The sequence below is a fragment of the Psychrobacter sp. W2-37-MNA-CIBAN-0211 genome, from assembly GCF_040309405.1.
Lineage (GTDB): Bacteria > Pseudomonadota > Gammaproteobacteria > Pseudomonadales > Moraxellaceae > Psychrobacter > Psychrobacter glaciei.
Map to the genome: position 1 here is coordinate 176,013 of NZ_JBEOOU010000005.1, position 12,876 is coordinate 188,888.

Annotated in this window: 9 protein-coding genes; 5 read left to right on the top strand and 4 right to left on the bottom strand. The window is 43.6% G+C overall.

Going from position 1 to position 12,876, the window contains the following annotated elements; translation table 11 throughout:
* Positions 1-65: 65 nt before the first annotated feature.
* Entirely contained in the window at positions 66-182 is a 117-nt protein-coding gene (locus AAEY72_RS16670; RefSeq protein ID WP_439293445.1) for a DUF2474 domain-containing protein, read from the top strand.
* An 83-nt stretch (positions 183-265) separates the two neighbouring features.
* On the opposite strand, the gene murU is transcribed toward AAEY72_RS16670, so the two are convergent.
* Positions 266-994, bottom strand: a complete 729-nt coding sequence (gene murU, locus AAEY72_RS07620) for an N-acetylmuramate alpha-1-phosphate uridylyltransferase MurU (RefSeq protein WP_352310090.1) — start codon at positions 992-994, stop codon at positions 266-268.
* Positions 995-1,050: 56 nt separating this feature from the next.
* On the bottom strand, positions 1,051-2,160 hold the full coding sequence (locus AAEY72_RS07625) for an aminoglycoside phosphotransferase family protein (protein ID WP_352310091.1): 1,110 nt from the start codon (positions 2,158-2,160) through the stop codon (positions 1,051-1,053).
* A 400-nt stretch (positions 2,161-2,560) separates the two neighbouring features.
* On the opposite strand from AAEY72_RS07625, the gene AAEY72_RS07630 reads away from it, so the two are divergent.
* Together AAEY72_RS07630 and AAEY72_RS07635 are read left to right on the top strand one after the other, a co-directional pair.
* Complete coding sequence (locus tag AAEY72_RS07630; protein ID WP_352310092.1) at positions 2,561-5,635, top strand: LPS-assembly protein LptD; 3,075 nt, start codon at positions 2,561-2,563, stop codon at positions 5,633-5,635.
* Positions 5,636-5,798: 163 nt separating this feature from the next.
* Positions 5,799-7,202, top strand: coding sequence for a peptidylprolyl isomerase (locus AAEY72_RS07635; protein WP_352310093.1), 1,404 nt, complete (start codon positions 5,799-5,801; stop codon positions 7,200-7,202).
* 642 nt (positions 7,203-7,844) lie between these two features.
* Here AAEY72_RS07635 and AAEY72_RS07640 read toward each other — a convergent pair.
* Positions 7,845-9,023, bottom strand: coding sequence for an endonuclease/exonuclease/phosphatase family protein (locus AAEY72_RS07640; RefSeq protein ID WP_352310094.1), 1,179 nt, complete (start codon positions 9,021-9,023; stop codon positions 7,845-7,847).
* 484 nt (positions 9,024-9,507) lie between these two features.
* Here AAEY72_RS07640 and asd point away from each other — a divergent pair, with 484 nt between their 5' ends.
* Entirely contained in the window at positions 9,508-10,641 is a 1,134-nt protein-coding gene (asd, locus tag AAEY72_RS07645) for an aspartate-semialdehyde dehydrogenase (protein ID WP_352310095.1), read from the top strand.
* Between the two features lie 89 nt (positions 10,642-10,730).
* On the opposite strand, the gene AAEY72_RS07650 is transcribed toward asd, so the two are convergent.
* The gene (locus AAEY72_RS07650) at positions 10,731-11,294 is read right to left on the bottom strand and encodes an SOUL family heme-binding protein (protein ID WP_352310096.1); all 564 of its coding nucleotides are present in this window, start codon (positions 11,292-11,294) and stop codon (positions 10,731-10,733) included.
* Between the two features lie 301 nt (positions 11,295-11,595).
* On the opposite strand from AAEY72_RS07650, the gene tgt reads away from it, so the two are divergent.
* Complete coding sequence (gene tgt, locus AAEY72_RS07655) at positions 11,596-12,747, top strand: tRNA guanosine(34) transglycosylase Tgt (RefSeq protein WP_010200213.1); 1,152 nt, start codon at positions 11,596-11,598, stop codon at positions 12,745-12,747.
* Positions 12,748-12,876: the final 129 nt, after the last annotated feature.

Sequence of the window (12,876 nt, forward strand, 5' to 3'; positions counted from 1 at the left end):
AAAAACTGTGGCTATCATTATTCATTCATGATGACCATAACTCATAAGCCAATCAGGAGATTTTCATGAAAAAGCTTAGTAAGAAACAATCACAATGGACATGGTTCATTGGTTTATATATAGCAGGGTTTGCCGTTATTTTCACCATTGCCCAATTGATAAAATTGGCTATGGGCGTTTGATGCCAATCGCTAATATCATAAAAAAGCAGCGTCGAGAAATCAACGCTGCTTTTTTATTAATCTGTTTTTATTTAATATTGAGTTTATGCGCCTAAGTGATTGTCGCTACCATTGCTCTCAATAAACTCGTTGACCTGCGTTAAGCGCTCAGGCGTCCCTACATCTATCCAATTATCAGTGATGACTTCCGCCGTAATTTGGAATTTGGGCATGGCTTTCCTGAGCAAAGGTGCTAGCGCTGCCGGCTGCCCTGTTACTACGCCATCGACCAATCGTGGTGACACTACACTAATACCGGCAAAGGTATATTTGTCTGCCTCGCCAATAGGTTGCTCACTGGCCAGACCATTATTGATCGCAAAATCGCCGCCATTATTATGCTCTGGATTGTCAATCAATAACAGATGCGCCCGTTGATCAGCGCCTAGTGTATAGTCCCGCAACTGAGCAAAATCATACGTCGTCCAGACATCGGAGTTGACTAAAATAAATGGCTCATCTCGCAGTTTACCGGTTTGTAATGCTTGAAAAATACCACCTGCGGTCTCTAAAGGCTCATCATCTTCTACTGACCAATGCAATTTAACTCCGTACTCGCTACCATCACCCAAGGTATCCATGAGCTTGTCAGCAAGCCACGAGGCATTAATCGTAATATCGGTAATGCCCGCGGCTTGTAGCGCCTTAATATGCCAAACAATCAGCGGCTGTCCACCCACTTCTACTAAGGGCTTAGGCGTTTCAAGTGTTAACGGACGCAAGCGCGTTCCCTTGCCAGCAGCCAAAATCATTGCTTGCGTAATCGTAGACATGCACACTCCTTATTCAATTTATAATGAGAGAGATAGATGCAACTTATTATCCATCTCTATAACGAGGAAAATTTCTCTTGATAAGCAGGTGATACCTGATCTGCAAGCCATTGATTAAATGGCTGTAGCACTTGCTTCATCGCCTCATTGCCATGCTCAGCAAGCCAATTTAACTCAAGTATCAGATCGCGCATGACTTTGGGGATATCAGCCAAATAACGGTCTTTACCATCGCGCTCAGACAAGCGGATAAAGATTCCTAGTACCTTGAGATGCCGCTGTACGCCCATCACATTCATATCATTCTCAAGCTGTTCAGCACTATCGGCGGTGGTGAGCGCCGCCTGTTGTTGCAACTGCCAAAAGTCACGAATCCAACCAGATATTTGATGCTCTGGCCATTCAACATAAGCGTCACGCACCAACGACACCAAATCATAGGTATAAGAACCAATCACCGCATCTTGGAAGTCAATCACGCCTAAGCGCGAGCGATCCGCTTGATCTTGCATCAGGTTGCGACTGTGATAATCACGATGCACGATCACTGCTGGCTGCTGTAAAATCTCTTGTATCAATGCCGTTTTTAGAGTGTTCCATAGCTCATTATCGAGTTCGACCCCGATATAGGGTATGAACCAATCACTAAATAAATCCATCTCGCGGTTCAATAACATGGTGTCGTAATCAGGCAATTGGTACTGAATTTTTGCAGTCTCTACCGGCACAGTCTGTAGCGCTACCAAGGTCTGCATGGCCAATTGATAATGATCATTAATCTGCTCAGGTGTCGCATTGACGAGCAAATGCGCAAATTCTATCGTGCCAAAATCTTGCAATACCAAAAAGCCTTTTGCTACATCTTGCGCAATCAGCGTTGGCACATTGATGGCGGGCGCCATCAGCTTTGCAACATTGATAAACTGCTGCAAGGCGTCTTGCTCGTCAGCAGAATCCATGACAATATAGCGCGCGGTGGCGTCATCCTTATCAGCCAATTGGATACGGTGATATTGGCGGGCGCTCGCATCACCAGGCAAACTATCGAGCACAAATTTTTGGTCAGCAAACACTTGCTGCAACCAATTCTCTAGCTGCTGTTGGCGGTTATTCTTGTCGTTCAGAGTGGCATTCAGGGTGGCGTTCAAAGGCATGGTATCAGTCATAAAGTGCATCGCAGGTTAAATATAAGTCGTAAATCATTAAAGTAGTGATAAGTCAGGCAAAACCTTGCTAAAATAGTGACAGCTTGATTGACAGTATCTGTTGTAATGTAGGTATTGACACATAGTTTTATCAATGTTGCCCAGCAATTTTCAAAAAACAGCTTAGCAATGTTATAAATTTTGGTAAATAGTGTAGCTGATTTGGTTTTTTTTGACTATGATTAGTCGTCATTATATGTAAAACAGCCAAATTTTTGAGAGTATATGATTAACTCCTGATTTTTTAATCATTTATGAACCACTAAGTTTTTAGTCATTTATGAACCGCTAAATATAGCTAAAACATGGCTATTAAACTAAATATCGTAATCCAATAGGCTCTGCAATCATAGGTGTGCCCTTGTTATATTCTCCGCTTTACCAAAGCATCCGTTTGGTTTTATTCGGTGCCTTAGGCTTATCGAGCTTGACCGTCAGTGCAGCGCTCACCAAGGCTGACACACAGACAACTGCGCCATTAGCCACCGATACTGTCAGCAGTTATGTCTCTGACATAGTTACCGATGCCAGCTCTAATACCAAAGACAATATTAACACCATCAATCAAGATATTAGTTACCCACGCATCACTGCACAGAATAGCGCTTATGAAGCAGTAAACGAAGAAACTGTAAATATTGCTCCCGAAGCTAGCAACGCTGCTTTAATGGCTAGTAGCACGCTTGATAATAGCGATTTAGACATTACTGAAATCAACGATAATAGTGATGCTATCTCTGACGTACAAGCACAGAGAGAACCCCTAACGACCATCGGCGACAACACCAATTCGAAAAATAACGATGTGCGAGTGGCTGACAACGTTAGCAATACGCTGAAACCGATTGATGCTAGCGATGAGAGCATTCAAAACAGCTTGCTGCGTTTGGCAGAATTTTATGAGCTGACACCTGATACCGATTTATCAGTCCTAAATACGAGTGATAGTACTTTAGAGTCTGAACCAGATAACATCCAAGACAATCTATCACCTGCAACGCAAACCATCGCCAAAGTAGGCAAAAACTTACGGCTGCTACCAAACGTCATCGATAGTGCCCAGCGCTGCGAAGGCCGATGGGTCTATCCGCAACAAAATGCTAATTATCAACGAGCCGTCAATGAAGCGGCGATAGATAATGGTCAAGTGGCGACCAATCTGAATGGCGTGGCTAATAATCGAGCGCCTTTATTTGCAGAGTCCGACTATGGTTATTATGACAATGTCGACTATGCGGAGCTATCTGGTAACGTGATTGTCGATCAAGGCACTCAGCATATTGAAGCTGATAGTATCTTGTTGGATTTGAGTCGTGGTGTTGCCGCTGCGCAAGGTAAAGTCATGTTTACCGATCAAGCAACTGGCAATCAAGTAACCCGTGTTAACACTAGAAACACAGGTACAGGCAGTATCGCCGAGCAGGCAGCCAAAGGTGGTCTCATTGGTGTTGCAGACAGTCTGGCTTACAATACTGAAACCGGACAATCAACGGCTAACGATGTGGCGTTTGCGAGCGTAGAACTCCAAGCACACGGATATGCCAAGCGCCTTAACCGACCTAACGATAGCCAATATGAGCTGGATCAGGTCATGTTCAGCACTTGCCCACCGACTGACCGCAAATGGCAGTTCGATGCCAAAAGTATTGATTTGGACACGGAGACTGGTCGCGGTGAAGCTTACAATACGACTTTCCGTATTGCGGATGTTCCGGTGTTTTATCTGCCTTATTTTAACTTCCCCATAGACAGCCGACGCAGTACAGGGTTCTTATTACCGAATGCGAGCATTAGTAGTGAAAGTGGGCTTGAGGTTGATATCCCCTACTATCTCAATTTAGCGCCCAATTATGATGCGACGATCAATACTCACATCTATAGCGATCGCAACCCTATGCTCACAGGTGAGTTTCGCTACTTGACCGAAAATTATGGCGAAGGTATTTTTAACGGTTCATATTTGCCGAACGACAAAGAATATGATGACGAAGATCGTACCAGCTTTTTTTATGATCATTATTGGTCATCTACCAGTATCCCACGCTTAAGTGGTGATGCTAAATACAGCTATGTGTCGGATGAAGATTATATTAACGACTTTGATACTTTGGGTTTATCAGACAATACTTTAAACTTGCCACGTCGCGCTCGACTTAATTATTACAACGATTATGTCAACGGTGAGCTAAAAGTTGAGACCTTCCAAACGCTCAATGCTTTTACCGATAATGGTGAGCCGTTAGAAGACAAAGACAAGCCTTATTCACGCTTACCGCAGCTCAAACTTGACTATCGATTACCGTGGGCAGAGCGTTTTGATATCACGGGTGTGCATGATTCTGCTTATTTCAAAAAATCTATCGATGACGGTTCTGAAAATGAAAAAAGTGGTGCGCGGGTCTATAACAAAATCAGCGCTGTTTATCCGATGGAAAAATCATGGGGTTATATTAAGCCCAAGCTGAGCCTACAACATCTGTATACCTCATATGACGAAGACAGCCTCGCGGACAACCAACTTAGTGAAGAAGATGGTAGCCAATCGGTATTTGTACCGCAAGCCAGTATTGATGCAGGTTTGCACTTCTACCAAGCAGGCTCACCCTTCGGTGCCTTTGACGATACCATGGGTGGCTATCGCTTATTAAGTCCACGATTGAAATACACCTATTCGCCATTTAAAAACCAAAACGACATCCCTAACTTTAATACTCGTATCGCCTCAATTAACTACGAGCAGTTGTTTTCAGACAGTTGGTTTTTAGGTCATGATCGCTTGCAGGATTTGCATTCTATTACCCCTGGGATTAATTATCGTTACATCGATGCAACGGGTGTGACACGTTTTGATGGTAGCATTGCTGAGCAGTTTTATATCGATGATGGTCGCGTGACCCTTGAAAATCAACAACCTGTCTTTAGCTCTTCCTCTTCAGGAATGGTTTGGGATACCAGTACGCAACCCTACAATAATTTTTGGGTGGATGTCAGCGGTGCGCTAACCGATGATTATGACTTGAACTACGTTACGACAGAGCTACGTTATCAGCCATCGGATAATAGCTTGTTTAACGTTGGCTTTGTTAAGCGTCAGCGCGATGAAAACACCAATCAATTGCCGCTGTCTGCCTTTACTGCTTCAGCCGTGTTCCCGATCAATAACAGCTGGCGAGTATTGGCTCAAGGTCAATACGATTACAATCGTGATAAAATGCTCGATTCGCTAATCGGCATCGACTATGAAGATTGCTGCTTTGGTTTTGCCGTTTACGGTCGTCGTTACTATAATGACCTAAACGTCAAAGACAAGCCGACACAAGCGATTATGGCAGAGATTAGATTAAATGGTCTTGGTAACAATAGCAGCCGTTTGACACGATTGCTCGCTGATAAGGTCTTGGGCTTTGAACCCGTCCAGACTGCATGGAAAGACTAACAAGGCGCAAATAATGCTATATTAAGGCATTGTTTTCGTCATTATTTATATAACCTTGTTTGTAACCCTATTATGGGCAACCTTAGACAATATTTGCTTATTAAAGATATTAGATAGCGTTGACCGACTACCATCCGATGCGATGACATTGATGAGGAGCATCATGAGATTTTTTTCTTTACGTCAGACCAGCCGAGCCGTACTGCTTTCTATGAGTATGAGTGCAGGCCTTGTACTTAGTTTCAGCGCGCAAGCTGCGACCGTTAATTCTGCAACAGCATCTAAAACAAATGCTAGCGCTGAGCAAAGTAACGTCAATCGCTTGACCCCAGCAAACAGTACCGATGGCATCATTGCTTTGGTCAATGAAAATGCTATCTTAAAAAGCGACTTGATTGATGCGATCACCCAAACACAAGCACGGGCACAAGCTGCTGGTGAACCGATTGCCAATTCAGCACAGCTACAGTCTGAAGTGTTAAATGCTCTCATCTTGCGTGAGCTGCAATTGTCACTGGTCAAACGTGTGGGTCTAAATCCTAACGAAGCCGATATCAATCAGCGTCTTGGTCAAATTGCTCAAGCTGAAGGGCTTGGTAGTATTGCTGCTTTACAGCAACGCTTAGACACTGACCAACCTGGGAGCTATGCGACCCTACGAGCCAAACTCATTGAAGATGCCGCCATTCAGTCTTTGCAGCAACGCCAAATCAGCAGTCGTGTGCGTATTAGTGAGCAAGATATCGACGCATTTTTGGCTTCTCCAGAAGCCAAACGTTTGAACCAAAGCGAGTACCAAACTGTTCATGTACGCGTCCCTTATATGGATGACTACAGCCGACTGTCAGAAGCCCAGCGTGCTGAAGCACTCAAAGTGGCTCAAGCATTACGTGCACGCTTATTAGAACCAAATGTCGACGTGGCTGCAGCCGTTACTGCCAGTCAAGGCAGCTACGCTATCCCTATACAAGGTGCCGATATGGGCTTTCATAAAGCGGCATCGCTACCGACAGAGTTATCGAGCGAGATTACTAAGCTCGATGTCGGCGCAGTGAGTGCCCCGTTATTGACACCTGAAGGCATTGATATCATTAAGCTTGCTGATAAAAAAGAAAGTGATAAAATGCTCATACCGCAGTGGAACACTCGTCATATTTTGATCAAAGTCGATGAGCTACAAACGGATGCCCTTGCTGAGCAGAAGATTAATGATCTGTATGAGCAATTACGCAGCGGCGCTGACTTTTCTGGTTTGGCATCAACCTATTCGGATGATCTAGGCTCAGCAGGACGCGGTGGCGATCTGGATTGGGTAAGCGCAGAGGATATGGTCGGACCATTTGAAGCAGTGATGAAAAACACAGCAGTCGGTGATTATTCTGCTCCTTTTAAGACCCAATTTGGTTGGCATATCTTAAAAGTAGAAGGTAAGCGTCAAGAAGACGTTAGTGAGCAATATCGCCGTAACATGGCGCGTCAAGCGTTATATCAACGTCTAGCACCACAAGCCAAAGAAGATTGGCTACAAGAGCTACGTGCTGGCGCTTATATTCAAGTGCTTGGCTAATTGCTTGACGAGACACTAGCAAGCTGAATATCAGTATACATTTCTAAATAAAAAAAGGGTATATGCCATTGCATGTACCCTTTTTTTATATGAACAACGCATAGGCTTTTTTCTTTTACCCTAGGGCGTGTCCTCAACTCAAACTATCGTATAGTCAAAATACCCCAAAAACGCGACGATACTGCTGATATCAATTTTTTGTAGCCTCTGTCTGCGTAGGCACAGCAAGCAAGAAAAATTGATATCAGCAGCTCGTGATGTATCGATATTACTTTTCACTGACTATATCTAAATGCTCTCAAACTTTGAATGCTAGAAGCTGAAATTTATAAACCAATACTTTACACACAAAGAAAAGCCCCGAACCTAGGGCGATTGGTTCGGGGCTATGGCGCTTCATATTATTGTTATTATTTCTTCCTTGTTGACTCATCCTAAGTCATAAACAGTATCTTATAAGACAGCGGGCTGACCTGTGCTTTTATTGATACGGTCTCAACACTGCATCCATGCGTATCCTTGTGTTGATGGTGGTATTTTAAGGCAATCAGTTTGATGCGACTAGAGGCTAAAGACCTTATTTAACGTAAGCATATGCTTACGTCATGATAGCGCATTTCACCCCATAACTTAGGTCTGCCATTACCCAAAGCTTCGCTGCTCTTCTCTGTGCTCATCTGAGACTTTTTTGCCTTCTTTTTTGCCTTCTTCAATTTTGTTTTCTGTCTCTTGGATATCTTCTGCCTGTGCCGTAGGGGCATTACCTTCTTGTCGACTCGTTTCTTCTGGCTCGTATTGTAAGGTCGTCATAACAGGGAAATGATCGGAGCCTACAGATGGCATACGCTGGATATCGACCACTGTAAAGCAAGCACTATGGAAAATATGATCTAACGCCCAACGTAAAAATGGATAACTGACATGGAAAGTATTGATAAAATGACGACCAATACGTGGATCTAATAGACCTGAGATACGCTGGAAGCGACGAGTTGTCTTTGACCATGCTACATCATTGAGATCACCAGCCAGTATCGCTGTTTGATTTTTTTCTTTGATATGCTTGCCGACCATGAGCAGTTCGGCATCACGAGTCGTTGATTTGTCCGCTTCCGTCGGGCTTGGCGGCATAGGATGCAAACAATACAGCCAAATTACTCGGCCGCTTTGCAATCGCAGCTGCGTATGGATAGAAGGAATATCATCAATCATCAGATATTTGATTTCAGGATCTATCAGCTCAAGCTTAGAATAAAGGTGCATACCATACAGATTATCCAGCGGGACTTTTACGGTATAGGGGTAGTCTGGCTCGATTTGGTGTAACGCTTTTTCCCATTTTTTATCACTTTCTAGCGTAATCAAAATATCCGGCTGTTTTTGCCCGACCAAATCGACCAATTTTTGCATTTCATCATTAGGGGTTAAGACATTTGACACCATGATTTTTAATTGATGATTTTGGCCATCTGGCTTGCTCTTGGCACTTTGTACTTCTTTTTTCCATAGTTTGGTGTAAGGCAATACCATTCTAATCTGAAAAGCCAAAGTGAGACTTAAGGCAACAAACAATAACCACTGCCCCAGCTGCCAGTCTGACCAAAATACCAACATGCCAATCCAAGCAATGATCCCAAGCACCATTATTTGAATACGGGGAAACTCAACGCCGCGCACCCACCAATTATCAAGAGGCAACCACCCCCAAATCGTCACAAACGCGATAAGTCCAGCTAACCACTGCGCGCCATAATATAATAATGAGAGATCCATAATATGTATTAACCATTTATTGAGTTGCTGGCTGAGCCAATGATTCATATACTCATCGTCAGCCAGTGACTAACGTTTGTATAATGATTATCTTTGATAAGAATAGATGCCTATACCATTCACAAAAATTAGAGTAGCAAGGAAAACGAGTGTAAGTACTACGCATTGTAGACTAAACGAGTTTGACACAGCTAGTCGTATATTTGGGTTTGGTATTACTTTAGCATTTCATCAGTCTATCGCCTACTACGGAGCGTTAATATGCTCAGCTGAGCATAAAAAGTTACAATGTCAGCGCAGTCACATACTGAGCTTGTTATATTTTTCGTCATTTTTTCTCAAACTTTATGCAATATAAGCACAGCAGATCTTCTAGTAGACTCATGATGATAACGTAAAGTTATAGTGAGCATAGTTATTAGTGTATGAAAAACAGCCAAAATCTGCTAAAACGCCTTGCTTTTTATGGTCATTCACGGCATTGTTATCGGCTGGCAATGCAATAAATAACGGTAAAAAAGGATTAAGATTCATGAGTGATTTAACAGTAGGTTTGGTAGGCTGGCGCGGCATGGTTGGTTCCGTATTGATACAACGTATGCAGCAAGAAAAAGATTTCGACGGTATCACGCCGGTATTTTTTTCAACCAGTAATGCTGGTGGTGATGCACCAAGTTTCGATGGTATTCAAACCAGCCAACTAAAAGATGCTCATGATATTGACGCACTAGCAGCTTGTGATGTAATTATTACCTGCCAAGGTGGCGACTACACCTCAAAAGTTCATCAACCACTTCGTGCTAGCGGCTGGAATGGCTATTGGATTGATGCGGCAAGCACTCTGCGCATGGAAGATGACAGTATCATCATTCTTGATCCAGTCAATCGCAGCGTCATTGATAGCGCCTTAGCCAATGGTCAAAAAGACTTTATCGGTGGTAACTGTACGGTATCACTCATGCTGATGGCTATTGGTGAATTGTTTAATAGAGGCTGGGTAGAATGGGTCAGCGCGATGACTTATCAAGCAGCGAGTGGCTCTGGCGCCAACAACATGCGCGAGCTCATCAACGGCATGGGCGTGCTACACGATGCGGTCAAAGATGAATTGGCTGATCCTGCGAGCGCGATCCTTGAGATTGATAAAAAGATCGCCCAGACCCAACGCTCAGAGGGCTTTCCTAAGCAGTACTTTGGTGTGCCACTCGCTGGTAGCTTGATCCCTTATATCGATGCACAATTAGAAAATAAGCAATCCAAGGAAGAATGGAAAGGCGGTGTCGAAACCAATAAAATTCTTGGTAACTCTGAAGCTGATAAGATTGCTATCGACGGTATGTGTGTCCGTGTTGGCGCGATGCGCTGTCATGCTCAAGGCTTGACCATCAAGCTCAAAAAAGACATCCCGTTAGAGGAAATCGAAGCGGCACTAAAAAACAGTGGTAATGAGTGGTTAGATCTAGTCGAAGATGACAAAGAAACCACCATGAACCGCTTAACGCCAGTGGCAGTGACAGGAACTTTGACAGTGGCATTAGGTCGCTTGCGTAAGCTGAACATGGGGCCAGAATACCTAGGTGCATTTACCGTCGGTGACCAACTGTTATGGGGTGCCGCCGAGCCATTACGCCGCATGCTAAACATTATCCGTGAGCAAAAAAACTAAGCTAGCTTTCTTAAGAATTCAATACAAAAAAGACAGCATCTGCTGTCTTTTTTATGGGCGCTATTTAACTAATACTTTAGCAAGTACGTTTACTGATAACGAATCATCACCTCATTACGGCGTAAAAATGGGAGTGTCCATGGCGTGTCATAACGCGCCAGTTCAGGATCACTTGTAGGTGTTAGATTCTTACTTTGCATCCAAGTGCGCAACTCCTCCGTCTTATCATCCACTTTACTGCTTCCAGTAAATCCTGAAAATTTGATAACGCCGTAAGTTTGAGCAGGCACTTCAATTATCTCGACCTCTGGATTATTCGGTTTTGGTAACGTCTGCATCGTATACTGACTCGGCATCACAAAACGTACGCGCCATTTCCCATCGGTTTGTTGCATGTTAACTGGCGCCGTCATTGAGATTTCTTGTGACGGCTGCATCTTGACTGGTGCTGTCATACTGATTTTGCCACTGCCACCAGTCGGTGCAGTGTTGTTACCGAAAATAAAATCGGCTAAAACCTTAAACCCTTTATTGCTGGCATCTTTTTGATCGCCAGTTACCAGTGTTTGAGCCACCAATTGTGGGTCATAACGGCGTAGTTCAAAATCTTCCGACTGACTTATTACGGTGTAATCAGGCTCTTCAACGGCCATAGCAACTCCTGGTATGAATAATAAACCACTTAATAGTAGAGGAATTGTTCTTGTCATATTGCATCTCCGGCATCCAAATAGAAAATTTGATGATGATTTTTTTATCATTAATTTATGATCTACTGTACCAATTACTTTGTAATGCTGTCTGTGTGTTTCCGTAATACCCTCTGTGTTCTTTAGGTTATAGCACGATCATATCGAACATTTATATTATCGATAAACAAACATCCGTATCCAAAAAAACTCCTAACAATGCTATAATTAGCGCCATTTTCATAGCGTAAATAGCGATTATCATATGCAATTTGTTTTACATAAAACGGCCAGCGGCGAGACGCGTGCACGCCGTGGTACGGTTCATCTCAATCATGGCGACGTGCAAACGCCTGCTTTTATGCCTGTCGGTACTTATGGCACGGTCAAGGGTATGTTGCCACGTGATATTGAAGCCATTGGCGCTGATATCGTGTTAGGTAATACCTTTCATTTATGGTTGCGTCCGGGTACTGAAGTCATCGATAAGTTCGGTGGTTTGCATAAATTTATGCATTGGAATAAGCCTATCCTGACCGATTCAGGCGGCTTTCAAGTATTCAGTCTGGGTGCCATGCGTAAAATTACCGAAGAAGGGGTCGATTTTAAATCTCCTATCGATGGTGCTAAAGTATTTTTATCACCAGAAAAATCGATGCAGATTCAGTACAGCTTAAACTCAGACATCGTCATGCAATTCGATGAATGCACGCCCTACCCAGCGACTCATGATGAAGCCAAAAAATCGTTAGAGCTCTCACTACGTTGGGGACAGCGCTGCGTTGATGAGCACAACAGACTGGGCAGCACCAATGCGCTATTTGGCATTATTCAAGGCAGTATGTATGCCGATTTGCGCCAGCAGTCGCTCGAAGGACTGCTCGATATCGGCTTTGATGGTTATGCCATCGGCGGTCTATCTGTTGGTGAGCCAAAAGACGAGATGATGGATGTTTTGGATTATATTCCAGATGCGATGCCAGCCGACAAGCCACGCTATCTGATGGGTGTTGGTAAGCCTGAAGATATTGTCGAAGCAGTCCGTCGCGGCGTTGATATGTTTGACTGCGTCATGCCGACTCGTAACGCGCGTAACGGTCATTACTTCGTTACAGGCGACTTAGACAACGCCGGCGTTGTACGTATCCGTAACAGCCAATATCGCAATGATGAAGGTACATTAGACCCAGAGTGCGACTGCTATACTTGCCAAAACTTTAGCCGTGCCTATTTATATCATCTAAACAAGTGCAAAGAGATGCTAGGCGCGCAGTTAGCGACTATTCATAACTTGCGCTATTACCAACGTTTGATGCAAGGTATTAGAGACGCTATTGAACAAGACAAATTTGATGAATTCGTCACTGAGTTTTATAGCAAGCGTGGACAAGCGGTTCCTGAACTAAACTTACGCTAATCATATTTTTTGAAATAGTTATAAATACAGGTATAATGGACAAAATTCATGCTATTTGAGTGTCTTTGACCCTAAAAAGTCTTTAATAAACCGTAACTTACGATACTCATTTAGCCCATGATGACTGTG